This window comes from Homoserinibacter sp. GY 40078 (genome assembly GCF_008017545.1).
GTDB lineage: Bacteria > Actinomycetota > Actinomycetes > Actinomycetales > Microbacteriaceae > Homoserinibacter.
In genome coordinates this window covers 1629760-1656706 of the sequence record NZ_VRTZ01000001.1, presented here as the reverse complement: position 1 = coordinate 1656706, position 26947 = coordinate 1629760, and the positions used below count along the sequence as shown (strand labels likewise).

The window sequence follows — 26947 nt, the reverse complement described above, 5'->3', positions numbered from 1 at the left end:
CGGTCGCGAACACGAGGAGGACGCGAGGTAGCGCTCCTTCTTTGCGCTCGGGTAGGGGACAATGTCGATGACCGGCCATGGGTCGGCTTCCTTTCCTTGTTGCTGTCAGGCGATCGGTGAGAGGACGGTGGGGAGAGGCTGCAACCTCTCCCCACCACTTATGGGAATTCATCTGCAGATGTAGACGACAATCCAGGTGCCTTCGATCCGGTAGTCGTAGGGGTAGGGAATGTTGTAGATCAGGGATGTGCCTCCTGGGCCCGGATCGTGTCGTCCCCACTCCGAGCCGATGAGGCAACCGGGCTCCCAAAGTCCGCCGGCCTCGACGTACCGATTGGTGTCCGTATAGTCGGGGTACTTCGGCTCCGAGCCGCCGCCCGAGGGAGCGCCCCCTGGGCTCGAACTTCCCGATCCGCCGTTGCGCCACGTCGAACCACTCGAACGTTTTCCACCACCCGTGGTACCTGGCGACGTGTCAACTTCACGCGCGGCCTTTTCGGCAGCCTCAAGTCGCTTTCGGTGGGAGTCATTCAGCTTCGCGATGGCTCGGGCGTAGCTCTGAAGCATTGCGGCATCCGGGATCTTGGCCTCGGCGAGTGCCTTTCCTGCAGCCGATGCAGCACGCTTGGTCTGCGCGGTGGCATGAGCGAGCTTGGACACGAGCTTCTTGGCGCGCGCCGGCGCCGAGTCCGCAGCGACCGCCATCGCGCCTTGAACGCACTCACGCGCGTCGTCGAGAACCCGAACGATCGCACTCACGGCTCGTGTACGTGCGCGCCAATAGTCGGCGAGTTGGCGCGCCTCGTCGCGCGCGGCGAGGAGTTCACCTTCGGCCATGCCCGGGTCGACATCAGGGTATTTCCTCGGAGGCTCGAGTTCGAGGCTGGTCGCGACGCCACGTCCATCCGCGACCTCGAAAACCGCTTCGAACTTCGACTGTGCGTCGGCAGCGGCGTCGGGGTCGAGAGCGCCGCGCACCTCGACGAGGGCCGCGAACTCTTCGGCGACCGGAATGAGCTCGTGAGCGGCGTCGACAGCGGAGTCGAGGCGATCCCGCGCTGCCTCGAACTCGGCGACTGCACGCACCGCCTGGTCGATCTCGACGTGCGCCTCAGCGCGTGCCGTGTCACGCGCGAGCGCATCGATGCCGGTAAGGGCGCCAGCCGCGAGCGCGAGACAGACGCCGGTGATGACGAATGCAGAAAGTGGTGGTCTGATCATGGTGCTCCTCGTAGGACAGGGACGCACTTCGTCTACAGCCCGGCAGAGGCCACGGTGGCCTGGTTGTGACGGATTTGCGTGCGACAACGGGTAAGAACCCGTGCGTTTGGGCCGACACGTAGTCGACTCGGCTGTCCACGTAGGTGCATGATGCCCGGATCACTCACGGCGGCTCGGACGTTTTCCACATGGGGATGGTCGACCGCGTGGGCCGGGCATACATGCTGGAATGAGGCATGCAACATCAGCTCTACGCCAGCGGCACAGCGCTCGACCTCGACAACGGCTACGCCGTCGTCAACACCGTCACCATCTCGGCTAACAAGACCGTCATGCACCTGACCTTCTCGGACGAAACCGCCGCCAGAGCATTCGGCCGACCGACATTGCTGGTCGACGATCAGTCGCTTGAGTGGCAGCTGTCGAGCGGCGGAGCCGGCCCCCTCGGCGGTGAGCTGCTGCTCCTGCTTTCAGGCGCCTCCCTGGCAGACGTGAATCACATGACGCTCATCGACGAGCCGGGCACGGAACACGAACTCCACGTCACGCGCATCGCGTGACGCCCCACCTGCCCACCATCCACCACTCCCGCGCCGCTCTAGACTGATCGCGCTGCGCGGGAGTGGTGGAACGGTAGACACGCAGGATTTAGGTTCCTGTGCCTCACGGCATGCGGGTTCGAGCCCCGCCTCCCGCACCACAACACACCACCGGCGAACCGGCCGGCTCAGTCGAAGTCGGACGCCACCGCATTTCGGTGGTACTCGAAGATCAAACTCGTGCGCGTCGACGCCACACTCTGATTCGCCGACAACTGATCCACCACGAAACGACGCACCCCCGAAGAATCCGGGCACGCGATGTGCACCAGGAAATCATCCGTACCCCCGAGGAAGAACACCTGGATCACCTCCGGACGCTGCCGGATGTCGTGAGTGAACGCCTCGATCCGCTCATGCCGCAGCCCCGGCCGCAGCGTCACCCCGATCACCGCCTGAATCCCCAACCCCAACGCGCTCTGATCCACCGCCGCATGAAACCCGGTGATCACACCGCGCTCCACCAACGCCCGCACCCGCGCATGCGCCGTCGACGGCGCCACCCCCACCGCATCCGCAATCGCCGCATTCGTCATGCGGCCATCCGCAGACAGCAGCTCGAGGATGCGCTCATCGAGCGGAGTCAGCTGATCAGTCATGCAAGATCCTTCGGCACACGGCGGGGTTCACGAACGTCGCCTAGAAGAAACATCGAGATTCTCGTGAATCGCCGATGAAGATTCGATCTGTAACAGATTAGGCCGCCTCTCCTGCAAATATCTCCGCATCCCACTGAAGGAGTTCCCCATGCGCATCTCCGTTCCCGCCGAGATCAAGAACAACGAGAACCGCGTGGCAGTGACGCCCGCCGGAGTCGACCTGCTCACCGGGCGCGGCCACCAGCTGCTCGTGCAGAGCGGTGCAGGCGCCGCCAGCGGCTTCACCGACGAGCAGTACCTCGCCGCCGGCGCCGAGATCGTGCCCACCGCCGACGAGACCTGGGCCCGCGCCGAACTGCTCGTGAAAGTCAAGGAGCCCATCGCCGCCGAATACGGCTACCTGCGCGACGACCTCGCCCTCTTCACCTACCTGCACCTCGCCGCCGACCGCCCGCTCACCGAAGCGCTCATCGCCGCCGGCACGACCGCGATCGCCTACGAGACCGTGCAGACCGCCGACCGCGCACTGCCGCTGCTCGCCCCCATGAGCGAAGTGGCCGGGCGCCTCTCCGTCGTGGTGGGGGCCGCAGCAGCACTGCGACCGGCCGGGGGCCGAGGCATGCTGCTCGGCGGCGTGGCAGGAACACCCCGCGCCCAGGTGGTCGTGATCGGCGGAGGCGTCGCCGGAGAGCACGCCGCCGCGAACGCACTCGGCCTCGGAGCCCAGGTGACGGTGATCGACATCTCCCTCCCCCGGCTGCGTCACCTCGAAGAGCGCTTCGACGGTGCGATCCAGACGCGCGTCTCCACCCCCTACGAGATCGCCGCCGCCGTGACGAACGCCGACCTGGTGATCGGATCGGTGCTCATCCCCGGTGCGTCAGCCCCGAAGCTCGTGACAAAGGAGATGGTCGCCACGATGCGCCCCGGCTCGGTGCTCGTCGACATCGCCATCGACCAGGGCGGATGCTTCGAAGGCTCCCACCCCACCACCCACGACGACCCCACCTTCACCGTGCACGAGTCGCTGTACTACTGCGTCGCGAACATGCCCGGCGCAGTACCGCACACCTCCACGCGCGCCCTCAGCAACGCCACGCTCCCCTACATCGCCGCCGTCGCCGGATCCGGTTGGGATGCGGCCGCAGCCGCCGACCCCGCGCTCGCCAAGGGGCTCAACGTGCGCGGAGGCGTCGTGGCGAACCAGGGCGTCCGCGACGCGCTCGGGGTGTAGGGCGCGGCTCAGACGCTCCCGGTGATCCGCGCCCACACCTCACCGAGAGGTGTGGTCTCGTAAGACAACCAGGCCTTGATCAACGCCATGTGCTGCGCGTGGGTTCCCCCCATGTCGCGCACGTACGCCTCCAGCGACACTTGGACGTGATCCGAGAGAGGCAACCCCTCCTTGAGACGCGAGGGAGCGGCCGGATTGCCGCCGACGAGCTCCACGAAGTCCCCACCTCGCTCGGCCAGCCGCTCGAGAACGTCCGGAGGAGCATTCCGATTCATGGCGATCGTCCACGCCAACTCGATCGGGCCGTCGGCGATCAAGATCTCCGCGACCTCGCGATCGAGGGGCTCAATGGCCGCGAGATCGGTTCGCGTGGCGTAGTCGCCGTAGCGGGCGAAGACCAGAAGGCTCGAAACGTCGAGCCCCTCGAGCACGCTCGGGGGCGCAGGCTGCCACCCCAGTATCGAGTGGTAGTAGAAGTGACGATTCATGGCCGGACGATCGTGCTGGCGATAGCGAGTATGGATTTGTGGTGGTGCATGGTGGTGGTTCCAACTTTCTGAGGCGTTGTCGCCTATCCCGAGACTAGGAAGGAACCGTCAACTCATCAGTCCTCACTTCGGAGGACAGTGACGTACCCCGCGCGTGGAACGAACCGGGAACGAACCGCGGCTGCCCGTTCTCGGCGTAGCGTGGGCGCATGCTGCGCCGCATCCGCGCCGTGTGGCTCTCGACGCATCCGGGGCCCACGGTGGCCGTCACCGTGATCACTGTGCTGCTCGGCGTCGCCTCGGGGCTCGAGTGGTGGCGCATCCTGCTGCTCGGCGCGGCGATGCTCACCGGCCAGGCCTCGGTGGGTATCTCGAACGATGCGATCGACGCCGAACGCGACAAAGCCACGGGCCGCACCGACAAGCCCGTCGCCCGCGGTGAGTTGAACCCCCGCACCGCGCTCATCATCGCGCTCGTGAGCGCCGCGCTCGCCCTCGTGCTCACCGCCCCGCTCGGGCCGGCCGCACTCACCCTGCACACGCTCATGATCGCGATCGCCTGGGGATACAACGCGATCTTCAAGAGCACGCTCGCCTCGCCGCTCCCCTACCTGGCGTTCTTCGGGCTGCTGCCCGCCCTCGCGACCCTCGCAGCCGACGAGCCGGGCTGGCCGAGCCTCTGGGTGATCGCCGCGGGTGGGCTGCTCGGCGTCGCCGCGTCGTTCGCGAACGTGCTGCCCGACCTCGACGACGACCGCCGGACCGGCATCCGCGGGCTCGGTCAGCGCCTCGGCGGGCGCGGCTCGGCGATCGTCGCGTTCCTCACCCTGGGGGCCGCGAGCGCCGCCCTCGCCGTCGAGCTCGGCGTCTGGTGGCTGAGCGCCCTAGCGCTGCTCGCCGGGCTGGGAATCGCTGTCGCGGGGCTCATGCTCGCGATCCGCGGACGGATGGGGCGTGTGCTCTTCCGGCTCGTGATCGCCGGGGCCCTCGTCGACGTCGTGCTGCTCGTGATCGCCACCGCCCTCTGAGGCGCCGGCCGTCACGACCACCTCGCCCGCATCCGGCACCACGACAACCGCGGCGCGACGGATGCAGAGCCACGCCACCACACCACCGGCGGTCATGAGGATCGCCACCGCCCACATGGAGCGGTGCAGCCCCCCGAGGTCGAGCGCACCGCCGGTGATCACCCCGAGCATCGCCACGAACAGCAGCCCGGCGATGCGCGCCACCGCGTTGTTCACCGCGGATGCGATACCCGACCGCCCCGGATCGATCGACCCGAGGATCGCCGCCGTGAGCGGCGACACCGTGAGCGCGAGCCCCACACCGAAGACCAGGATCCCCGGCAGCAGCTGCGTGACGTAGTTGAACGGTTCGTTCACGAACAGCATGAGCAGCGAGCCCGTCGCCATGACGAGAGGACCAAGCGTCATCGGCAGCCGCGGCCCCACGCGGCCCGCGATCCGCCCCGCCCACGACGAGCCGAGGGTCAGCAGGATCGAGATGGGCAGGCTCGCGAGACCCGCGAGGGTGGCGGGTAGCCCCGCTTCCTCTTGCAGGTACACCCCGATCACGAAGCCGTTCACCCCGAGCGCGCCGTAGACGAAGAACGTCGACACGTTGCCCCAGGCGAAATTGCGCACCCGGAAGAGCCCGAGCGGCATCATCGGATGCTTCGCCACGCGCTGCCGCACCAGGAACCCGGCGAACGAGATCACGCCCACAATCGCCGCGGCGATCACTGACGCATCCCACCCGAGGCGCGGCTGTTCGATGAGCGCATACACGGGGCCCGCGAGCCCGACCGCGCAGAGGAGCGCGCCGGGCAGGTCGATCTTGGCGTCCGGCTTCCGCACCTCGGTGGCACCCAGCCGCACCAGCAGCCACAGCACCACCGCGATCGGCACTACGTTGATCACGAACGCCCAGCGCCACGACAGCAGGTCGACGAACAGGCCGCCGACGAGCGGACCGGCGAGCATCGCGGCACTCGTGAGGGCCGTCCACGTGCCGATCGCGCGCGCCTGCGCGGCGCCCGAGAAGTGCGAGGTGATGAGCGCGAGCGAGCTCGGCACGAGCAGAGCCCCACCCACGCCCTGCACGCCGCGGGCGATGATCAGCACGAGCGGATCGGGTGCCAACGCGATCGCGAGCGACGACAGGCCGAACACGATGAGCCCCACCCGCACCACCAGCACCCGGCCGAACGCGTCGCTCACGGCGCCCGCGACGAGGATCAGCGAACCGAGGGTGAGCAGGTAGGCGTCGACGATCCACTGCTGCGCGGGAAGTCCGCCGCCGAGCTCGCGTTCGATCGCCGGGAGCGCCACGTTCACGATCGTGGAGTCGAGGAACGCGACGATCGTGGCGAGCACCGCGATCGTCAGCACCAGACGTTGCTCGCGGGTCATGTCGTCTCCCGTTCGACCTCGGCCACCACGAGCCCCGGCAGAGCCGGATCGTGCAGGATGCGGAAATGGCCCACGACGGGCAGCGTCAGATTGCGGGCGCCGTCGAGGGCCGAGCCGTCGGGGATGTGCGGATCCCACTCGGGCGCGATCGACACGATCCGCTCGTTTACCGCGCGCTCCGCAGCGAGCGCCGAGATCACCGGAACACTCGGACGGAACTCACGCATCGCGGGCGGCACCGCGAAGTGCGCCATGCGGGTGCCGCGGAACGGGGACGCGACCGCGATCACCCGGGCGATACGCCCCTCACGGTCGTCGTAGGCCAGCAGGTGCTTGCCGATCAGGCCGCCCTTCGAGTGCGCGACGACCGCCACATCCGCGAGGTCGAGGTCGAGGATGCGCTGCCACGCGATGCCCGCCGACTCCGGAATCGGGCGGTGGTTGATCCCGAGCCCCGGAACGGTGAACACCGGATGCCCCGCGGCGTGGAGCGCCTCGGCGATCGGCCGGAGGTAATGCCAGGTCTCGTACACGCCCGGGAGCAGCAGCACAGGGCGGCCGTCGCCCTCGGCGTAGCGAGCTGGAACAGGCCAGTCGCGGGCGGCGCGGGCCCGGAACCGTAGCGCGTTCGGCACGTCGCCGACGAGCGCCGCCGCGTTGCGAGCGAAGCCGCGGTCGGATGGCCGGCGTGCGCCGCGCGCGTCGCCCGCACCGCGTTCGATCCCCCGCTCGGGCATGGCGCACCCCCTCGCGTTGAGGCTAGTCCTCACCGCCGACCGCATGCCGGGCGATCGCCTCGGCCACCGCATCCGGGTCGGTGTACATCACGACGTGCGGACCGGGGACCTCGACGGTGGGCGCGCCCGACACCTCGGCGAGGTGCGCCACCCATCCGCTCGAGCAGAGCACGTCGCGCGATCCGCGCATGAGCAGCAGCTGGCCGGGCACCCCGCCGAGCCGCGTCTCGAGGGCGTCGTCGAGCACCACCGGGATCTGCGCCAGCAGATAGCGGGGTCCGGTGCGCAGGAGGTAGTCGGTGAAGGCGATCCAGGTGACCGCGGGCGGCTCACGGAACGTGTCGTGCAGGAGACCCGACACGGCCCGGCGCACCGAGCGCCGCTCGGGCTCGACCGTCGGAGCCATGAGCACCATCCGCCCCGCGAGGTCCGGGTGGTTCTGGGCGAGGGTGGCGATCACCTGCGATCCCATCGAGTGCCCCACGAGCACCACCTCGGTGAGCCGCGTCTCGCGCAGGAACGCGGCGAGCGCATCCGCGTGGTCGTCGAGCGACACCGGCTGCCGCGGATCCGGGGCGGAGCCGTATCCGGGAAGATCGACGAGGAAGACGCTACCGCGCTCGGCGAGTCGGATCGCCACCGGCCGGAAGTAGCGCGACGAGACACCCAGACCGTGCACCATCACGAACGCGGGCCCGCTGTCGCGGCTCCCGGGCATCCGCGTGACGGCGACCGTGTAGCTCGCGTGCTGCTCGTGGGTGGTGACGAAGAGGGTGCCGCGGAACCGGCGGCGGCGCTCGCGAGGCGGGCGTGGGGGCATGCCTCGATTCTGCCGGGCCGCGGAGGGCTACTCGGCCAGCAGCTCGCGCACGCGAGACACCACGACGCCGCCGTAGAGCTCGATGGCGTGCATGAGGTTCTCGTGCGGCACGGTTCCGGAGGCGTACTTGAAGTCGAAACGCTGGATGCCGAGGGTGCGCACCGTCGCCGCGATCTTCTGCGCGACGGTCTCGGGCGAGCCGACGTACTGCGATCCGTGCTGCACCTCGAGTTCGAAGGAATCGCGGGTGGCGGGCGGCCAGCCCCGCTCCTTGCCGATGCGGTTCGCCATCACCTGGTAGTGCGGCCACGCGATCTCGCGGGCCTCCTCATCGGTGTCGGCGATGAAGCCCGGCGAGTGAACACCCACAGGCAGGTCGTCGGCGCCGAGCTGCGCGAGCGCGCGGTGGTACAGCTCTACGTAGGGCGCGAAGCGGGCCGGGTCTCCCCCGATGATCGCGAGCGCGAGCGGCAGGCCGTAGCGAGCGGCGCGCACCACCGACTCCGGGGATCCGCCGACGCCCACCCAGGTGCGGATCGGGCCGCCCTCGGTCTTGGGGAAGACATCCGCGTCGACGAGCGGGGCGCGCGTGGTGCCCTGCCAGGTGACCGGCTTCTCTTTCAGGAGCTCGGCGAGCAGGTCGATCTTCTCTTCGAACAGGGCCTCGTAGTCGTGCAGGTCGAACCCGAAGAGCGGGAACGACTCGGTGAACGAGCCACGCCCGATGGTGATCTCGGCGCGACCGTTCGAGATCGCGTGGAGGGTCGAGAAGCGCTCGAACACGCGGACCGGGTCGTCGGAGCTCAGCACGGTGACGGCGGTTCCGAGCTTGATGCGCTCGGTGCGGGCCGCGATGGCGGCGAGCAGCATGTCGGGCGACGAGACGGCGAAGTCGTCGCGGTGGTGCTCGCCGATGCCGAACACGTCGACACCGAGCGAGTCGGCGAGGACGCCCTGCTCGACGGTGTTGCGGATCACCTGGGCGTAGCTCAGGCGGTTGCCGTCTGCGTCGACGGTGACATCGCCGAAGGTGTCGAGTCCGAGTTCCAGCTGTGCGCTCATGAGTCCATGCAACCGCATCGACCTGTGGGGTATTCCTGCACTTCGCGCCCCCTCACGGCGGCAGGCGGCTCGGTCTAGACGGCCTGCGGGAAGCGCAGCACGGGCGTGGCGGAGTCGGCGATCGGCTCAGCGCCCGCAGACGGCTCCGGCAACGTCTCGGGATCGGCCTCGGCCGGGTGGATCGCCACCTGCAGTTCGAGCTCGTCGGTGAGCACCGACGCGAGGTCGACGAGCGACGCCAACTGCTCGTCGCTCATCGTGCGGGGTGTGAAGTCGATCACCGAGAGCACACCCACCACGAACCCCTCGGGCGAACGCACCGGCACGCCGACGTAGAAGCGCATGCCGAATTCACCTGTGACCAGGGTGTTCTCCGACGAACGCGGATCGAGCGCGCAATTCTCGACCACCCACGGCTCGTCGTCTGCGATCACCCCCGAGCACAGCGTCTCGTCGCGCGGGAGGCGGTCGATGTCGGTTCCCGGATGCGCGAGGAAGCGCACCTCGTCTTCGTGGGCGATACCGATGCTCGCAACCGGCACATCCGCGATCCGGCGGGCGATGTTCGCCACCCGCTCGAATGCCGGATGTCCCGCCTCGACGTACGGCTCGTAGCGGCGCACTGCCGCCATCCGGGTGGGCTCGTCGATGCGGATCGGCTCGGGGCGGCTGCGGTGGCGGCCCGAGTCGTCGACGATGATCTGCCGCAGAGCGAGCAGCACGTCGCGCATCGGCGGACGTGCGGCCGGATCGCGCCGCAGCATCGCGGTGAGCAGGCTGCGCCAGGCGCTCGTCAGGGTGTCGGGCACCGAGGGGTCGGTCTTGAGCCGCGACACGGCGGACGCCGACGGGTCGCCCGGGTACTCCACGTGCCGCGTGAAGCACTCGAGCAGCACGAGCCCGAGCGCGTAGACATCGGATGCGGGACCCACGAGGTCGCGCAGCACCTGCTCCGGGCTGAGGTACGCCGCCGTGCCGGTCGTGTTGGTCTCCTCCGGGCCGAGCGCGGCGGCCGCATCGAACGCGATCCCGAAGTCGGTGAGGCGGGCGCGCGTGCGGAGCGTGTTGGCGCCGTAGTCGACGAGCAGCACGTTGCTCGGCTTCAGGTCGCGGTGCACCACACCCCGCGAGTGCACATATTCGAGCGCCTCGGCGAGGTCGTATCCGATCTCGGCGATGCCGCGCGCGCTGAACCCGCCTGCGGCGATCGCCTTCTCGAGGTCGGTGCCCGTGACGAGCTCCATGATGAGGTACGGGTGCGGCTCGTCGGGCAGCGAGTCGTCGATACCGGCGTCGAGCAGCGTGACGATGCCGTGGTGGTTGAGGCCCGCGAGCATGCGCAGCTCGGCCGAGAAGACGGGTGCGGAGTCGGTGCCGGCGGGGATCGCGCCGAACAGCTTCAGCGCGACATCACGCCCGAGAAACTCGTCGCGGGCGCGGTAAACCGTGGACATGCCGCCACGCCCGATCACACCGCCGGGACGGTAGCGCTGCTTGAGCAGCACTTCGGCATAGCTGCCGTACGGTCGCTCCATGGCGCCCACCCCCTTGTAGGGATGTTAGTGGGAGGTTGTAAGAATTCGTACAGGTCTGTCTACCTAGCGGAGATCATTCCGCGCTCAGATGGCCGAGAAATGCCCCTTGCGCGAGGAATGCTCGTGCGGCTACTCTCGGTCAGCCGCCACCGTGGCGGCTATCGAATACAGGAGCAGACATGCGCACGCCGAATCGCCCCCACGCGGATCTCCGCGGGTATTGGCGCGCCCTCCAGCTCACCGAACCTCGGGCCTAACCCACCCGTCGCATCCAGACCTGGTGGCCCTGAGGCCGCCGATAGAGGTCGGTGCCATGCGGCCGGAGGCTGTCGCCTCATCCGGTACCGCAATATGGCGCCCGCCACACAGCTACGGACTGTGCAGATGAATGCCGTTCAAGTCGGCACACGCCCGCCCCTGCTCCCGACGGCCGGTCGCCTTGCGCGGTCCGGAGCGTTCGCCGCTCCGAGATCGCCCGCGGCAGGACGTCGTGGGGCGGGCGTGATCGCACCCAAGCCGTTCGCACCCGCGCTGTGACACACCACATCCGTATCCATCCACCTATTACCTGAGACTCCGGAGAGGAGACACGAGAGAAATGACCACCATCAGGACCATCGAATTCGGCTGGCGCGTGAACGTGCAGCCGTGGGAGCGGGCAGCCGTGATCCGCTCCGGCAAGATCATCCGCACCGCGGGGCCGGGAAAGTACCGCAGACGCAGGGGCGAGCAGTGGCGCGTTCTGGATGCGCGTGCCCACTGGATCACGCTCGGCACGCAGGACGTGCTCACCGCCGACGGCATGCAGGTGCGTGTGACGCCGGTGGTGAGGTACCGGGTCGCCGACGCGGGCGCCTGGCTGACCCAGGCGAACACCCCGGTGGACGCGATCTACGTGCTGGCGCAGCTGGCCGTGCGTGAGGCGATCGCCGGGCGTGGGCTCGACGAGGTACTGGCCTCGCGTGCCGACCTGCTCTCGGGCGTGCGGGACGCGTTCACGGAGGCGGCGGCAAGGCTCGGCGCGGAGGTGCTGGAGTTCGACGTGCGTGACGTGACGCTCTCGGCAGAGCTGCGTCACGCGTTCGCCGAGACGGCTCTCGCGCGTGAGCAGGGTCGGGCGAAGCTCGAGCGTGCACGTGCCGACGCGGCCGCCCTGCGTTCGCTCGCGAACGTGGCACAGGTGCTCGAAGCGCACCCGGCACTGCTGCAGCTGCGCACCATCGAGGCCGCCGCCTCGGGCGGTGGGCAGTTCGTGGTGCGGGTCGGGGACGCCGCGAGCGGCTCCGGTGCCGGCTCCGGCTCGGCGGAGTAGCGGCGGGCGGGCCCCTTCGGGGTCCGCCCGTTGCCTGGGCGTGCCCCCGTATTCGGACTATCGGCAGAGATGGCGTCTTCATCATCGACTCGATTTGCTCTCGGGTCCGATCGCGCGACGTGCTCTGCTCGATCGCCGTCTTGTTCCCGAGCGGGATACGACCGAGGTCGATCTTCCGCGAGTCGCGGCCTTACTCGGTGAGGAAGACATCGACCGCCTGCGAGGCCCCGATAACCGCGACCATCTGCTCGTCGGAGACGAAGCTCGATCGCCTCCTTCATCGCCGAACGTACATCTGGTCCCGTGAGGTCACCGTGTCACGTTGACACCATCCGCCGCCCTAAGCTCGCCCGAACTCAGGCACCATGTCTCCTCCTCAGGGTTCCAGCGCTCGCCGAGAAGGCGCGGTCGAAACTCTGGATTTCCGGACTAGTCAGCCCCGGGTCCCCCGCGAACGAAGCTGACTCCGATGAATCGGATGAGTCGGAACCACGCGCGTCGGCTGGCCGTAAGCAGGATCACGACGATCACCGGGCCGAACCACCAGTGGTCGATGGCATTCGTCCATAGCGCGCGGGCTATCATCACCATCGCATCCCATCGGGCTTCCCACATTACGTCCCGGAGTTGCAACCAATCCAGCACTAGCTGCTCCTTCCTCTCGTGTTTCTAGCAGAATGCACCGACATCGAAGCTCCGTCCCCCGGAGTCGCTCTCGATAAGGTGGACCTCGAGATGCCTCCATCGACCACTCCTCATCCGTTGCGCTCGAGTAATCGCCCCGGATTCGAGAGCGGGCCGAGCGCGGTGCGGCTCGTGGATCTCTTCGCGGGGTGCGGGGGTCTGTCGCTCGGATTCGCACAGGCCGCTCACGACGCCGGCCGACGTCTCGACGTCCGCCTGGCCGTCGACTTCGAGGGCCTCGCGACCGAGGTCTACTCGGCTAATTTCCCAGGGGCGGCGGCCGTCGCGACGCAGCCGGTCGAGGAGTTCTTCGACGGCCCGCTGGGTTCGACAGCGACCTTGGCCGAGACACGCACTCGAACCTCGGTCGGCATGGTCGATGTGCTGGTGGGTGGGCCGCCGTGCCAGGGGCACAGCAACCTCAACAACCACACCCGCCGAATCGACGGGAAGAACGCGCTCTACCTCCGGATGGTCCGCGCGACCGAGATCCTGAAACCGCGGCTGCTGATGATCGAGAACGTCCCTTCGGTGGTCCGCGACCGCCACGACGGCCAGAGCGTGGTCGACCGCGCCGACCGGCATCTCCGGTCGATCGGGTACCAGGTGGCGCAGGAGGTCATCCCGCTCGCCGAGCTCGGCGTCGCTCAGGCCCGGCGGAGGCACATCATGATCGCGACGGCGTCTGGAGAACCAGACCCTCGATCGGTCATCGAACACGCGACGAGAGATGCCGAGGAACATGACCTCGAGTGGGCGATCGGGGATCTTGTCCGCACCCCGGAGGGCAGCCTCCTCGACCAGCGCCCCCGGCCGACACCGGTGAATCTCGCCCGGATGCAGTACCTGCTGGACAACGACCTCTACGACCTCCCGAACGAGCATCGTCCCGACTGCCACAAGGGGGATCACACCTACCTCTCGATGTATGGCCGCCTCCGCTGGGATCGGCCCGCGCAGACCATCACGAGCGGCTACGGAAGCATCGGCCAGGGCCGCTACATGCACCCCGATCAGCCACGCGCCCTGACGGCGCACGAAGCGGCGCGCATCCAGGGCTTCCCGGACTACTTCGACTTCAGTGCGTGCCCCAGTCGATCGGCCCTCGCGACGATGATCGGGAACGCGGTGCCCCCTCAACTGGGGAAAGCGATCGCTACGGCGTACCTCGCTCTCGCATCCACGATGGAAGAGCCCGAGCAGAGCGGGACCGCCCAGTCGGCCTGACTGTCGGACGCCACCGGAATACTGGCAAGCTCTTGCTCGGGAAGACGACTTGAGGATGAGTTCCGGCGTGATCGACACCACCACCACCAGGGCCGCCGTCGAGGTGCCCGAGCCGGGCCTGCTCGTGAACGTGCGCGGCGATCGCTGGATCGTGACCGACGTCTCCGCGCAGTCGCTCCCCCGCTCGAGCGCCGACGACGGCGCCGCCGAGCTGCAGCACGCCGTGACGATGCAGTCGGTCGAGGAGGAGCGGTACGGACGCGAGCTCACCGTCATCTGGGAACTGGAGCCCGGTCGCAGCGTGGTCCGCGAGCAGGGGCTGCCCGAGACGATCGGGGCGGATCAGTTCGACGAGCCGAAGACCTTCGCCGCCTACGTCGACGCCCTCCGCTGGGGTGCGTTGACGTCCGCCGACCCCCGTACGCTGCAGGCGCCGTTCCGCTCCAGCGCGTCCGTCGAGGCGTATCAGCTCGAGCCGCTGCGCCGGGCGATCGACGCCCCACGCGCGAACATGCTGCTGGCCGACGATGTGGGCCTCGGCAAGACGATCGAGGCGGGTCTCGTCATCCAGGAGCTGCTCCTACGCCACCGGGCCCGCTCGGCGATCGTCGTCTGCCCAGCCGGACTAGTGATCAAGTGGCAGGAGGAGCTGCGCGACAAGTTCGGCCTGCAATTCGAGATCGTCAACTCCGAGACCATGAAGACGTTCCGCCGCACCTTCGGCGTGCACGCGAATCCCTTCAAGGTCTACCCGCGCGTGATCGTGTCGATGTCGTGGCTGCCGACGCCGCGCGCCGAACGGATGCTCGAAGAGGTCTACGCGAGCGTGAAAGACAACCGCACGGCCGATCGTCGCGCCTTCGACATCCTGGTCGTCGACGAAGCGCACCACGTCGCGCCTGCGACACCGAGCCGAGGCGCGAACGGCGATCAGCCGCGCTATGCGATCGACAGCCAGCGCACGATCGCCGTGCGACGGCTCGCCGAGCTGTGCGAACACCGCCTGTTCCTCAGCGCGACCCCGCACAACGGGTACTCGGAGTCGTTCACTGCACTGCTCGAGATGATCGACCCGCAGCGGTTCGCTCGCGGGGCCGACCTCGACGAGGAGGCGCTCAAGCAGGTCGCGGTCCGCCGCCTCAAGCGCGATCTCCCCGAGAGCGACTTCATGCTGCGCGAGGTGCGGTCGCTCATGTTCGAGCCATCGGATGACGAGGCCGACGCCTACGACCGCCTGATCGCCTTCACCAAGCGCCGCAACCAGGCGGTCAAGCAGGAGCGGGGCAAGCGAGCATCCGACCTGGCGACGCTGATCCTCAAGAAGCGCTTCTTCTCATCCCCCGTCGCGTTCGCGAGCACGGCAGAGGCGTATCTCGCGGCGCGCGGCGACGGCGACCTCCAGCTCCCCGACTACGACGACGTGCTCGGCGACGAGGCATCCGACGAGGAGGAGGGGCGCCTCGAGCAGCCCGAGCTGGAAGCGCTGCGTACCGCGAAACGCGCGCAGGTCGCGCTCACCGACGACGACAAGGCCGACCTCGAAGATCTGATCAGGTGGGGGAATCGCTACGAGGGCCGACCCGACTCGAAGCTCGACGCGCTCCTGCGACTGATCGACGGTGAGCTCATGGTCCCGGGGCATGGGTGGGGCGACGAGCGCCTGGTCGTCTTCACCGAATACGTGTCGACGCTCGAATGGATCCGCGACGTCCTCGAGTCCCGCGGGTGGGGCGGTGAACGCCTCGCGATCATCGACGGCTCGACGGATGCGGAGACGCGCGAGGAGATCCGCGTCCGCTTCACCGCCCCACCGGGCGACGAGCCGGTACGCATTCTGCTCGCGACGGATGCGGCGGGAGAGGGCATCGACCTGCAGACCTACTGCCACCGGCTGGTCAGCTTCGACATCCCCTTCAACCCGAACCGGCTCGAGCAGCGCATCGGCCGCATCGACCGCTTCGGCCAGATGCACACCCCGCTCGTCTGGCACCCTCGGGCCGACCGGTCGAGCGACCGTGCGTACGCGAAGGACACCGATCTGCTCGCCCGCCTGGCCAGCAAGATCGCGAACTCCGAGCACGACGGCGTCTCGGCGAACGAGATCATCGCACCCGACCTGCAGCGCGAGCTCGGTTTCGGCGAAGGCCCCGCGCGGAAGGTGAAGACCGATGCCGGCGAGCAGGTCATCAACCGCGTGCTGAACGCCGAGCAGAAGCAGCGCGCCGACCTCACCCGGCTGGCCGAGCGCCTGGCGGGCTCACGCGACCGGATGCACCTGCACGGTGACAACCTTCTGCGCGTTATGGAGGAGGGCCTGCGGGTCTCCGGGCAACCCTCCCTCATCGACGTGGATGACCCTCGCGAAGAAGCCGCGCTCTACCAGGTGCCCACTGGACTCTCCCGCACCTGGGTTCCGGCGCTGGCCGGCCTCGATACGCGCCTCGCGAAGGGCGTGTACCGCCCGATTACATTCGACGAGCAGCGCGCGCGTCAGCAGTCTGACGTCGTCTACACCCACCTCGGCCACCCGCTCATCCAGCGCGCGGCCCGCGAGCTGCGCGGCCGGGTGTGGTCGCGCGACACTGTGAACGGTGTGAGTGCGGTGGTGGTCGATGGGCTCGACCAGTCGCTCGCCGCAGCGGTCGTGCGTCTGGTGCTGGTCGGCGAAGGCGGCGCCCGCCTGCACGAGGAGGTGTTCCTCGCCGGCACGCGTATCGACAGGAACCAGGCGATCGGCATCGACCGAGCGGAGGAGCTGCTCACGACGACGCTCGACGGCGCGCGGCTGGCCGCTGCGAGCGCGGCGACGAAGGAGGGCCTCGCGTCGCTGTGGAACGGCGACGCCGACCACGACGACGGCATCAGCGCACGGGTCGCCGCTGCGGTCGACGGCCGTGCCGAGCGGCGGATGCAGCAGGTCACCGGCGATCTCGACGCACGCCGCACGGCGGACCTGACCGCCGTCGACGAGATCTTCGACCGGTTCCGCCGCACGCTCGAGGGCACTCTCGCGGCGGCCGCGGAGGCCGAGCGCGCCGGCGAGGCGATGCTCTTCCAGCTCGACGAGGAGAAGCGTCAGCGCGAGAAGGATCTCGCCCGCGTGCGCGCCCGTCTCTCGGCGCTCGACGACGAGCACCGTTCCGAGCGCGAGTCGATCGAACGTCGCTATCGCGACATCCAGGCGCACACCTTCGTGGCCGCGCTGGTATTCGCCCTGACCCCCGACGATGCCGAAAAGCTGGAGGCGACCGGTGGCCGCTAGACCACGCAAGTCGACGACTCCCGAGTGGGAGTGGCTGTCGCTCATCGACTCCGACGGCCCCTTCCTGTCGCGCGCCGCGCTCAAGTCCTTCCACCCCTCCGGCCTGCCGTCGGATCTCGACGCCGACAAGCGACAGCTGTTCACGGACGAGTTCGTCCGCTGGTCGACCTCGTGGTCGGCGAGCCCCGACGCGTACGTCGAAGCCCGCGACCGCTGGGTCGAGGTCGTGCTGCGGGAGCTGCTCGGCTGGGAGGACGATCTCCGCCTGTCTCCGACGGGCATCGAGGCGAGCTCGCCGAACAGCGCGGTGACGGTCACCCCGTTCGCGGCGCTCGACGGCGTCGACGGCTCCGCCGCGCTCGTCACGGTGGTCGACCGCAGCGACGACCTGCGCGCAGCCGGCACCGATGGATGGTCGGCGAACGCGATAGACCGCATGGCCGCACTGCTCCGGGAGGCTGGCACGAGCATCGGCATCGTCACCGACGGTCGCTGGTGGGCGCTCGTATCGGCGGCGAAGGACGTCACGACGGCGAGCGGCGTCTGGGACGCCCTGCTTTGGCGCGAGGAACCGGCGAGCCGAGATGCGTTCCTCGCCCTCGCGAGCTTCACCTCGATCGCGGGGGGCCAGCCAGAGAAGCGCCTGCCCCTGCTCTTCACCGAGAGCGTCGCGAGCGCCGAGCAGATCACCGAGGCCCTCGGCGACCAGGTGCGGCGCGCCGTCGAGCTCGTGCTGCAGTCGATGTCCGACACCCACTTGCGCGCGGTCGCCCAGGGGGATGCGTCGCCGCTGCCCGAGGATCCGAAGCTCGTCTACGAGGGCGCGGTGACGGTGCTCATGCGCATCGTCTTCCTGCTGTTCGCCGAGGAGCGCGGGCTGCTCCCCGAGCACGACCTCTACCGCTCGTCGTACGCCATCGCCGAGCTGCGCACGCGGCTGCAGCGCGAGGTGACCGAGGCCGGCTCTCCCGAGGCTCTCGATCACTCCTGGGAGGCGTGGCACCGACTGCTCGCGGCGAGCAACGCGGTCTTCGACGGCGTCTCCTACCCCGACGCACGGATGCCTGCGTACGGCGGCTCGCTCTTCGACCCCGCTCGTTTTCCGTGGCTGCAGGCGACGGATGCGCAGGGTCGCCTGCAGGTGCGGGTCACCGACCGGGCGATGCTCGCGGTGCTCCGCGCCGTGCAGACGATCGAGGACGGCGCGATGCGGCTGTCGTTCCGGGACCTCGACGTCGAGCAGATCGGCTACGTCTACGAGGGCCTGCTCGGCTACTCGGCCGAGTACGTACCCGAGGTGATCGTGGGTCTGCAGGGTAAGGCCGGCTTCGAGCCCGAGATCCCGCTGAGGGAGCTCGAACGGCTCGCCGAAGGCGCGTCCGACCCGAAGGAGTTCGCGGATGCACTCGTCGCGCACCTGAAGAAGACGCAGGAGCACGCCCGACCCCGTACCGCCGGCCAGCTCGGGAAGGCGTACGGCACCGACGACACGGATGCCGCTGCCTCCGCCCGCACGCGGCTGCGGCACGCGCTGCTCGGCGACGACGAGCTCGCCGGGCGGCTCGAGCCGTTCCACGCGCTCATCCGCGACGACCTGCGCGGCTTCCCCTATGCGGTGCCCGCAGGCGGGCTCGTCATGACCGAGTCTTCGCAGCGCGCCAACACGGGCACGCACTATACGCCGCGCTCGCTCGCCGAGGAGGTCGTGCTGCACGCCCTCGAGCCGCTCGTCTACTCCCCCGGACCGCTCGACATCGAGGACTCCAGCCGTTGGGTGCTCAAGTCGTCGGCCGAGATACTCGACCTCAAGGTCGCCGACATCGCGGCCGGGTCCGGTGCGTTCCTCGTCGCCGCGGCGCGGTATCTCGCCGACCGCCTCATCGAGGCGCGGGAGATCGAGGGGATGGATGTCAGCGCCGAGTCCGACCTGAAGCGCTGGGCGGTGCGCGAGATCGTCGCCCGCTGCCTCTACGGCGCCGACATCAACGGCATGGCCGTCGAGATGTGCAAGCTCTCGCTCTGGCTCATCTCGATGGACCCCGGCAAACCGTTCTCGTTCGTCGACGACCGCGTCTTCCACGGCAACTCGCTGCTCGGCGTCACCGCCGAGGAGCAGTTGAAGGCACAGCACATCTACCCGAAGCAGTCGATGAAGCGCCAGCTCGCCGCGTTCGACGTCGACAAGGACTTGGAGGATGCCGCGCGCCTCCGCCGCGAACTCGCCTCAGGCCAGGTCGACGACGCAGACCGCATGCGCTCGACGCGCGCGAAGCGCGCACTGCTCGCCCAGTCCAGGGAGGTCACGGCGAAGCTCCGCGACGTCGCCGACGGCATCATCGCCGCGGGGCTTCTCGAGGGCGGGAAGCCGGGACGCAAGCTCGAGGAGCGCTACCACGAACTCGCGGAGGCGCTCCGCGACGCCTACCCGGCCGATGGATCAGCCGGAGAGCGGCGCCGGCTGGACGCGATCATCGACTCCGGACTCGCTCCGACCGTCGATACCGGCGAGGCGCGGTGGAAGCCGCTGCACTGGATCCTCGAAGCCCCCGACGTGATCCACGACAACGGGGGCTTCGACGCCATCATCGGCAACCCGCCATTCCTGGGTGGAAAGAAGATCACGAACTCGATGGGCTCGAACGTCCGCGACTGGCTGGTTGATGCGCTCGCGGACGGGGCTCGTGGCAACGCGGACCTGGTTGCGTATTTTGTGCTCCGAGCCGACAACGTCGCGAACCGCGACGCGCAACTCGGGCTGATTGCGACGAACACGCTCGCCCAGGGCGACACCAAGGAGGTCGGTATCGCGCGCCTCGTGCCTCGATACACCATCCGCCGCGCGGTTCGTAGTGCGCCGTGGCCGGCCCGCAGTGCTTCGCTTGAGTACGCAGCCATCTGGATGACCGCGAGAGAACCTGCCACAGGAGTTCATGCGAGTGTTAACCACCAACTGGTGGCCTCCATCTCGCCGCTTCTTGAGCCCGGCGGCCGCCTTACCGCTGCACCATCCAGACTCAGCGAGAACGGTGGCTTCGCATTCATCGGCTCGAACATCAATGGCAAGGGCTTTCTTGTGGACGTCGAAAAGGCCAAGAAGATGCGCGAGATTGACGCTCGCAATGCTGAAGTGGTTCGGCCCTTGCTGTCCGGTGAAGACCTGAACTCCAACCCCGGATGCCGGGGTAACTCGATGGTCGTCGACTTTGGCACGCGATCTCGATCTGCGGCAGCTGAGTACGCAGAGGCGTTCGCGCATGCGAAAACGCACGTCGAGCCCTATCGGAAGACGCTCTCCAAGAAGCCGAAGCTTATGGAGTACTGGTGGTTGTATGAGCGACGCGCAATCGGCCTGTATGAAGCGACCGCGCATCTGGAGCGAGCAGTCGCTCTCACTCTGGTGAGTAAGCCGGTGGTCCCTGCAATGGTGCCTACCGGCCAGGTCTTCACCCACGGCCTAGTCGTCTTCGCAACCTCGGATTTCGCGGACTTGGCGTTTCTGTCGTCGACGCCGCACCAGACATGGGCGATCACGTACGGGTCGACCCTTGAAACGCGAGTTCGATACACGCCCTCCGACGTCTTCGAGACGCTCCCCCGTCCCGCGAACACCCAGCGCATGAGGGAGCTCGGCGAACAGCTCGACGGAGATCGTCGCGAGATCATGCTCCGCCGCCAGCTCGGGCTCACCAGGCTGTACAACCTCGTGAACTCGCCCGATGTGCGGGGGGATGCCGATGTGGATCACATCCGGTCGCTCCACGTGCAGATCGACGAGGCGGTGATGGAGGCGTACGGGTGTACGGACATCCCGCTCGACCACGGTTTTCACACCTACCGGCAGATGGAGCGGTGGACCGTGAGCCCGGCGGCGCGGGTCGAGATCCTCGACCGACTGCTCGAGGAGAACCATCGCCGAGCGGCGCTCGAGGTGCAGCAGAACCCGACGAAGGCGAAGCGCGGCAAGAGCCTCGAGGAGTCGGAGAAGCCCGAAGGAGCGATGTTCTAGTGACCGACGCATCCCCACTCACGTCTACGCAGGTGCGCGGCGAGCTGCTCGACCTGCTCGGCCGCGACCTCGTCGGCCCGTGGGACGGGCCGACCGAGACGATCGTCGGCACGCCGCGCGCCCGGTATCTCTCCGGCGCGCTCGCCCCGATCTCGCTGCTCGAGGGCGGCGACCCGAACGCCGCGAGCGCAACGGCGAAGCCGTCATCGCTCGACGACGTGCGCGACGATGAGACCCTCGCGGTCGCCGACCTCGCCCATGCCCACGAGGTGCAGGGCGTGCCGGTCGTCGACGACGAGTCCGTCGGCGAAGCCTCCCCCTCCGAACCCGATGAGGACCGCGGGCCCGAGTCGAAGATCATCGCGCCGTCGTCGATGGGCCTCCGCTTCCAGGTCGCCGCCGACACGACCTCGCTGCGATTCACCGCGCGCTGGGGGCGCTACGCGTCGCACCGCGAGACCGACCCCGACACAGGCCGCACGCAGACCTACTACGACCGGACACCCTTCGAGAAGCACGTCGACGTCGACATCTCGGCGATCCCGGACACGCAGCGCCATCGCGAGCCGCTCGGCGACGACGTATGGATCTCGATCGAGGTGTTCGACCACGACGGTCGCCGCGTGGTCGAGGCCGCGCTGCTCAACGAGGTCGTCACCGGCCGCGAGCTGCCGCCGAAGCTCTGGCTATTCCAGGCCGAGCTCGAAGTCACGGCACCCGACGGGGTGTCCGCCGTGTTCCTGCCGACACGCGACGCAGTCGAGCACGACCGTCGATCGCGCGACGCCGAAGTGCGTCGACTCGACCTGCTCTATCGGGATCGACTCGAATTCGCGGTCGGACGCACGGCATCCGCCACCTGGGATGTCTCCGTCGACGACCCGCGCCGCGCCACCGCGGTGCGCACCACCTGGCTGCCGACAGCGGAGGTGCCGCAGACCCGTGCACCCGAGGTCGCGGGGGCGGTACTGAGCATGCGAGTACTGATGGAGGCGTCCAGCGACGAGTTGGTTGCAGGGTTGCGGCCGATCGTCGACGCCTACTCGGGCTGGCTCGATACGCAGGAGGCGGACAACACCCTCCTGCCCGAATGGCTGCGCACCGAGGGCGAGATCGGCATCGCCGACGGACGTGCTGCACTGAAGCGACTCGGGGAAGGGCTCGTGCTGCTCGCCGAGAGCGAGCAGGCGCGCACGGCGTTCTGGTTCATGAACCGCACGATGCGCGACCAGCGACTGCGATCGCAGGTCGCCGCCCTCCGTATCGAGCAGCCCTCGCTCAAGATCGCCGACGCCGTGGCACAGGTCGAGGCCCGCGGCGACAAGGCGGCATCCTGGCGTGCATTCCAGCTCGCGTTCATCCTCATGCAGCTGCCGTCGGTCGTCGACCCGACCCACAAGCGCAGATCGTCCGAGTTCCCGCGCGCCGAGCTGCTGTTCTTCCCCACCGGTGGTGGCAAGACGGAGGCGTACCTCGGCCTCGCGGCGTTCACCTTCGGCATGCGTCGCCTGCAGGGCAAGGTCGAGACACCCGAGGGGATGCTCAACGGCGGCGACGGCGTGGCCGTGCTCATGCGCTACACCCTTAGGCTGCTGACCTCTCAGCAGTTCATCCGTGCCACGACGTTGCTGTGCGCAGCGGAGATCGTGCGGCGGGAGGATCCGGCGACCTGGGGCACGGTGCCCTTCCGCATCGGGTTGTGGGTCGGATCGAGCGTCAGCCCGAAGCGCTTCTCGGAGGCCGCGGAGCAGGTCAAGGACGTACGCGAGAGCGAAGGCACCTCGGCCCACGGGTTGTCCGTTATGCAGTTCGATCACTGCCCGTGGTGCGGCACCGCGATCAACGGCAAGAGCGACGTCGAGGCCGACGACGTCGAGAAGCGGGTACGCGTGTATTGCGGCGACCGGCGTGCCGCCTGCCCGTTCGCCGCCGGTGGAACCGCGGTCGAGGGGCTGCCGGTGCTCACCGTCGACGACGAGATCTACCGGCATCCTCCGACCTTCCTGCTCGCCACGGTCGACAAGTTCGCCCGTCTCGCGCGCGAGGGCGAGGCGGCGAGCCTCTTCGGCTACGTGTCGAAGTACTGCCCGCGACACGGCTACAAGCACGCCGACACCGACCCGGGCGTCTGCGGCACCGATACCCACAACGCGTCGAAGAAGAACGGGCGCAGCTACGGGCCGACGCAGGTGACGACCGTCGGCCGGCTGCGACCGCCCGACCTCATCATCCAGGACGAGCTGCACCTCATCACCGGCGCGCTCGGCACCGCGGTCGGGCTCTTCGAGGGCGCGATCGACGTGCTCTCGAGCTGGCAGCTCGGCGACGCGGCATCCGCGAAGACCGTGAAGCCGCTCGTCATCGCCTCGACCGCGACAGTGCGTCGCGCCGGCGACCAGGTGCAGAAGCTCTACGCCCGCGACGTCGAGGTGTTTCCGCCGCAGGTGCTCACGGTGAGCGACACGTTCTTCTCGAAGGAGGTGCCGCTCGACGAGGAGCCGGGGCGTCTCTATCTCGGCGTGTGCCTCCACGGGGCGCGGCTCACGCTCGCCGAGATCCGGCTCAGCGAGATCCTGCTGCTCGCCGGGCAGAAGCTGCTCGACGCGCATGGCGCTGCGGCGGAGCCCTATCTCACGCTCGTCGACTACTTCTCGGCGACCCGCGAGCTCGCGGGCATGCGCCGGTACCTCGAAGACGACGTGACCACCCGCGTGAGCAACCCCGACAAGTCGGCGGGGTACCCGCGTCGCCGCACGCCGCTGCGGCTCGGCGAGCTCACCTCCCGGATCTCGTCGTCGGAGATCGGGCGCACGCTCACCCACCTCGCCTCGCCGTTCGATCCGGCCCTCGACTCGACCGACGGGCGCCGGGCGATGGCGGCGAAGCTGGCGGCCGGCGAGAGGCTGCCCGAGCGAGAGCTGCCGTTCGACGTCGTGCTCGCGACCTCGATGCTGCAGGTCGGCGTCGACGTGCCCCGACTCGGACTCATGCTCATCGTCGGGCAGCCGAAGAACACGGCCGAGTACATCCAGGCGTCGTCGCGCGTCGGACGCGAGGCATCCAAGCCCGGGCTCGTCGTCACGCTCGCGAACCGGTCGCGCCCTCGCGACATGGCGCACTACGAGCAGTTCGAGCACTACCACGACACCTTCTACGCGAACGTCGAGGCGCTCTCGGTGACCCCGTTCTCCGAGGCTTCGCTCGAACGCGGGCTCACCGGCCTCATCGTGTCGGCGGCGCGCGTCATCGACGCGTCGACGGCAGAGGCTTCGCTCTCGCCCGACACGACCACCGGTGCCGGCCGGATCGTGCAACGCCGATCCGCACTCGACGAGCTCGTCGAGAAGCTCGTCGCGCGCGTCGCACAAGCGGGCGACGACGACGCGGCAGAGCTCGCGAAGAGCAAGCTCGTGCTGCGGCTCGACGAGTGGACGGAACGCAGCGACGCGCAGGGAGGCGCGCTCACCTACGCGCGCAAGACGCTGCCCAAGCAGCACGTCACGCCGCTGCTCGTGAGCCCGGAGGACTCGATCGGCGAGGAGAGCGACCGGATCTTCCAAGTGGCGAATTCGATGCGCGAGGTGCAGCCCGAGATCGACCTGCTGGTCTCGCCGTTCCCCGGCAAGCTCGCCGAACCGGTCGGCGCGGCGACTCCGAAGTGGACGTTCACCCCCAAGAAGGACGCGAAGTGAGCGACGAGACGACCCCCGAGACATCCGTCGGCGTGGTAGGCGACATCGCCGACCCGTTCGTCGACGCGGCGCAGAAGCCCAAGAGCCGCGCCCGGGTCGGATCGATCCGACCGAGCGCGATGCTCTACACCTCCGGCATCGGCGCGACCGTCGACCTTCCGCACCTGGCCGTGATGCCGCAGGGCATCGACGCCTGGGACAAGGCCTATGAGCGCCTGGGAGGCGACCCTTCGCTCGTGCTCGTGCCGCGACTGCTCGAGGCCGTGCGCCGTCAGCTCGGTCACCAGGTCGGAGAGCTGCGGCAACCGCCGTGGTTGCCCGACGATCTCGGTGGCGACTCGACGCCCATCGGCATCCCGACGCGCGTGTTCCCGCAGTGGCTGCGATGCACCGGCTGCGATCTACTGGCACCGGTGTCGGCGAACGTCTTCGAGTTCGAGAACACCCGCAGGCACCGGCCCGACATGGCCCGGTTCGTGCACCGCAAGTGCAAGGGGCGGTTCAAGGGCGACGGCCGCGATCGAGTCGCCGTACCCGCCCGCTATCTGATCGCGTGCACCAACGGGCACCTCGACGAGTTCCCCTACGACGACTGGGTGCACGGTGCCGACGGCAATCGCAAGGAGTGCGTCGCCAAGCCCCAGATGCGGATGCGCGAGTGGCGCTCGAACCTCGGGCCACAGGTGTCGATCGTGTGCGTGCAGTGCGAGACGTCGCGCAACATCGCCGAGATCACCCGGGCGGGCGGCGAGGCGTCGCTGCCACACTGCCGTGGTCGGCATCCGCATCTGCCGACCTTCGCCGCAGAGGATGACCCGTGCCAGGGCGAGGTGCGGCTCATGCTGTTGGGGGCCGCGAATCAGTGGTTCCCCGCGACGATCAGCGTGCTCGTGCTGCCGTCCCGGCGGGAGCCGCAAGCTGCGGATGTCGTCGCGGAGGTCATGGGGTTGCCCCCGGTCGAGCTGGCGAAGCTCAAGTCGCTCGCGGATGTATCCGGCTGGCGCCAGTTCGGCCCCGCCCACATGACGGCGAAGTTCGCAGGCGTCTCGGACGCCGACCTCTGGCAGGCGGTGCAGATCGCCCGGGGCGACATCCCGCCGCTCGCCCCGCCTCCCCCGGGTCCGTCGGGCTACGACCCCAACCACCTGCTGGTGCCCGAGTGGGCGACGCTCACGCACCCCGACGATTTCCTCACCGAGGACCGCAGAAACGGATTCAAGGTGCACGCGGTCCCCGTAGCCGGGCCTCTGACGCCTGCGGTGCAGGAGGTCGTTGCGGTCGACCGGATCCGAAAGGCTAATGCCTTCGTCGGCTTCACTCGGATCGACGCACTCGACCGGGTAGGCGACGACGCGGCGCGGATCGCGCCGATCGCCATATCAGGGAAGCCGAAGTGGGCTCCGGCGACCGAGGATCGCGGCGAGGGGGTGTTCATCCGCTTCGCTGAGCCGGTGGTCGCCGCCTGGGAGACGGCCACGCTCGATTCGGAAGTCTGGGCCGCGCACCTCGCCGCCCACGAGCGCAACCTCGCTCGACGCCAGAGCCGGACGGCGACGGAGCTCGTCGCCGAGGACCGCATGCCGCCGCCGCGCTACTGGGCGCTGCACACGCTGTCGCACCTGCTCATCCGCGAGATGGCGATGTCGAGCGGTTACGGCTCGGCCTCGCTGTCGGAGCGGATCTACGCGTGGCGCGAGGAGGAGGGTCGCGGGCCGGCGGCCGGGATCCTGATCACCACGACCTCCCCCGACAGCGAAGGGACCCTCGGCGGGCTCGTCGACCTCGCTCGTACGGAGCGACTCGAGGAGGTGATGCTCGAGGGTCTGCACCGCGCCGAGCGCTGCTCCTCCGACCCCATCTGCGCGCACCGCGTGCCGAAGGAGCAGGAGGACTTCCTGCACGGCGCCGCATGCCACTTCTGCGTCTTCCTCTCCGAGACGTCGTGCGAGCGAGCGAACCGCTTCCTCGACCGGCGCTTCGTGCTCGACCTGCACGAGGGGTCGCTCGGGCTCGCCCCGCTGCTCGCCGGGATCCGGATCGGCACGGCGGACTGAC

General features: G+C 68.8%; 16 protein-coding genes, 1 tRNA gene and 1 pseudogene. 10 read left to right on the top strand and 8 right to left on the bottom strand.

Features of this window, described 5'->3' with window-relative positions; translation table 11 throughout:
• Nucleotides 1-168: 168 nt before the first annotated feature.
• The gene (locus FVQ89_RS07970; protein ID WP_147901287.1) at nt 169-1221 is read right to left on the bottom strand and encodes a hypothetical protein; all 1053 of its coding nucleotides are present in this window, start codon (nt 1219-1221) and stop codon (nt 169-171) included.
• A 236-nt stretch (nt 1222-1457) separates the two neighbouring features.
• Between FVQ89_RS07970 and FVQ89_RS07965 the strand changes: the two genes are divergently transcribed.
• Together FVQ89_RS07965 and FVQ89_RS07960 are read left to right on the top strand one after the other, a co-directional pair.
• A complete protein-coding gene (locus FVQ89_RS07965) occupies nt 1458-1781 on the top strand; it encodes a hypothetical protein (RefSeq protein WP_147901286.1) in 324 nt (107 codons plus the stop codon).
• Nucleotides 1782-1837: 56 nt separating this feature from the next.
• Nucleotides 1838-1921 (top strand) — tRNA-Leu (locus FVQ89_RS07960).
• Nucleotides 1922-1948: 27 nt separating this feature from the next.
• Here the strand turns inward: FVQ89_RS07960 and FVQ89_RS07955 are convergent.
• Entirely contained in the window at nt 1949-2419 is a 471-nt protein-coding gene (locus tag FVQ89_RS07955; protein WP_147901285.1) for an Lrp/AsnC family transcriptional regulator, read from the bottom strand.
• Between the two features lie 148 nt (nt 2420-2567).
• On the opposite strand from FVQ89_RS07955, the gene ald reads away from it, so the two are divergent.
• Nucleotides 2568-3653, top strand: a complete 1086-nt coding sequence (gene ald, locus FVQ89_RS07950) for an alanine dehydrogenase (RefSeq protein WP_147901284.1) — start codon at nt 2568-2570, stop codon at nt 3651-3653.
• Nucleotides 3654-3661: 8 nt separating this feature from the next.
• On the opposite strand, the gene FVQ89_RS07945 is transcribed toward ald, so the two are convergent.
• Nucleotides 3662-4141: a hypothetical protein gene (locus FVQ89_RS07945; RefSeq protein ID WP_147901283.1), complete on the bottom strand. Its 480-nt coding sequence runs from the start codon at nt 4139-4141 to the stop codon at nt 3662-3664.
• Between the two features lie 209 nt (nt 4142-4350).
• Here FVQ89_RS07945 and FVQ89_RS14595 point away from each other — a divergent pair.
• Nucleotides 4351-5004: pseudogene (locus FVQ89_RS14595) on the top strand (UbiA family prenyltransferase); the annotation flags it as partial.
• Between the two features lie 21 nt (nt 5005-5025).
• On the opposite strand, the gene FVQ89_RS07935 reads toward FVQ89_RS14595, so the two are convergent.
• The 5 genes from FVQ89_RS07935 to FVQ89_RS07915 form a co-directional block, all read right to left on the bottom strand.
• Nucleotides 5026-6555 (bottom strand): MFS transporter, encoded by a 1530-nt coding sequence (locus FVQ89_RS07935; RefSeq protein WP_147901282.1) that lies wholly within the window; start codon nt 6553-6555, stop codon nt 5026-5028.
• Entirely contained in the window at nt 6552-7292 is a 741-nt protein-coding gene (locus tag FVQ89_RS07930; RefSeq protein WP_147901281.1) for a triacylglycerol lipase, read from the bottom strand. The genes FVQ89_RS07935 and FVQ89_RS07930 overlap by 4 nt, the downstream gene beginning before the upstream one ends.
• 22 nt (nt 7293-7314) lie before the next feature.
• Complete coding sequence (locus FVQ89_RS07925) at nt 7315-8112, bottom strand: alpha/beta fold hydrolase (RefSeq protein WP_147901280.1); 798 nt, start codon at nt 8110-8112, stop codon at nt 7315-7317.
• A gap of 27 nt (nt 8113-8139) precedes the next feature.
• Nucleotides 8140-9174: an LLM class flavin-dependent oxidoreductase gene (locus FVQ89_RS07920; RefSeq protein ID WP_147901279.1), complete on the bottom strand. Its 1035-nt coding sequence runs from the start codon at nt 9172-9174 to the stop codon at nt 8140-8142.
• A gap of 74 nt (nt 9175-9248) precedes the next feature.
• The gene (locus FVQ89_RS07915; RefSeq protein WP_147901278.1) at nt 9249-10709 is read right to left on the bottom strand and encodes a protein kinase; all 1461 of its coding nucleotides are present in this window, start codon (nt 10707-10709) and stop codon (nt 9249-9251) included.
• Nucleotides 10710-11307: 598 nt separating this feature from the next.
• On the opposite strand from FVQ89_RS07915, the gene FVQ89_RS07910 reads away from it, so the two are divergent.
• The 6 genes from FVQ89_RS07910 (at nt 11308) to drmB (ending at nt 26946) form a co-directional block, all read left to right on the top strand.
• Nucleotides 11308-12021, top strand: a complete 714-nt coding sequence (locus FVQ89_RS07910) for an SPFH domain-containing protein (RefSeq protein ID WP_147901277.1) — start codon at nt 11308-11310, stop codon at nt 12019-12021.
• A gap of 735 nt (nt 12022-12756) precedes the next feature.
• Nucleotides 12757-13932: a DNA cytosine methyltransferase gene (locus FVQ89_RS07905; protein WP_147901276.1), complete on the top strand. Its 1176-nt coding sequence runs from the start codon at nt 12757-12759 to the stop codon at nt 13930-13932.
• 67 nt (nt 13933-13999) lie between these two features.
• The gene (gene drmD / locus FVQ89_RS07900; RefSeq protein WP_255513481.1) at nt 14000-17194 is read left to right on the top strand and encodes a DISARM system SNF2-like helicase DrmD; all 3195 of its coding nucleotides are present in this window, start codon (nt 14000-14002) and stop codon (nt 17192-17194) included.
• A complete protein-coding gene (locus FVQ89_RS07895) occupies nt 17184-21200 on the top strand; it encodes a DNA methyltransferase (protein WP_187264951.1) in 4017 nt (1338 codons plus the stop codon). Before drmD ends, FVQ89_RS07895 begins: the two co-directional genes overlap by 11 nt.
• Nucleotides 21200-24892: a DISARM system helicase DrmA gene (drmA, locus tag FVQ89_RS07890; RefSeq protein ID WP_147901273.1), complete on the top strand. Its 3693-nt coding sequence runs from the start codon at nt 21200-21202 to the stop codon at nt 24890-24892. The genes FVQ89_RS07895 and drmA overlap by 1 nt, the downstream gene beginning before the upstream one ends.
• Nucleotides 24889-26946 carry a DUF1998 domain-containing protein gene (gene drmB / locus FVQ89_RS07885; protein ID WP_147901272.1) on the top strand — a complete coding sequence of 686 codons (2058 nt, stop codon included), beginning with the start codon at nt 24889-24891 and terminating at the stop codon, nt 26944-26946. The genes drmA and drmB overlap by 4 nt, the downstream gene beginning before the upstream one ends.
• Nucleotide 26947: the final 1 nt, after the last annotated feature.

Excerpts from the sequence above, each read along its gene's own strand:
- FVQ89_RS07970 (WP_147901287.1), bottom strand. The coding sequence starts at position 1,221 with ATGATCAGACCACCACTTTCTGCATTCGTCATCACCGGCGTCTGTCTC.
- FVQ89_RS07965 (WP_147901286.1), top strand. The coding sequence starts at position 1,458 with ATGCAACATCAGCTCTACGCCAGCGGCACAGCGCTCGACCTCGACAAC.
- FVQ89_RS07955 (WP_147901285.1), bottom strand. The coding sequence starts at position 2,419 with ATGACTGATCAGCTGACTCCGCTCGATGAGCGCATCCTCGAGCTGCTG.
- ald (WP_147901284.1), top strand. The coding sequence starts at position 2,568 with ATGCGCATCTCCGTTCCCGCCGAGATCAAGAACAACGAGAACCGCGTG.
- FVQ89_RS07945 (WP_147901283.1), bottom strand. The coding sequence starts at position 4,141 with ATGAATCGTCACTTCTACTACCACTCGATACTGGGGTGGCAGCCTGCG.
- FVQ89_RS07935 (WP_147901282.1), bottom strand. The coding sequence starts at position 6,555 with ATGACCCGCGAGCAACGTCTGGTGCTGACGATCGCGGTGCTCGCCACG.
- FVQ89_RS07930 (WP_147901281.1), bottom strand. The coding sequence starts at position 7,292 with ATGCCCGAGCGGGGGATCGAACGCGGTGCGGGCGACGCGCGCGGCGCA.
- FVQ89_RS07925 (WP_147901280.1), bottom strand. The coding sequence starts at position 8,112 with ATGCCCCCACGCCCGCCTCGCGAGCGCCGCCGCCGGTTCCGCGGCACC.
- FVQ89_RS07920 (WP_147901279.1), bottom strand. The coding sequence starts at position 9,174 with ATGAGCGCACAGCTGGAACTCGGACTCGACACCTTCGGCGATGTCACC.
- FVQ89_RS07915 (WP_147901278.1), bottom strand. The coding sequence starts at position 10,709 with ATGGAGCGACCGTACGGCAGCTATGCCGAAGTGCTGCTCAAGCAGCGC.
- FVQ89_RS07910 (WP_147901277.1), top strand. The coding sequence starts at position 11,308 with ATGACCACCATCAGGACCATCGAATTCGGCTGGCGCGTGAACGTGCAG.
- FVQ89_RS07905 (WP_147901276.1), top strand. The coding sequence starts at position 12,757 with ATGCCTCCATCGACCACTCCTCATCCGTTGCGCTCGAGTAATCGCCCC.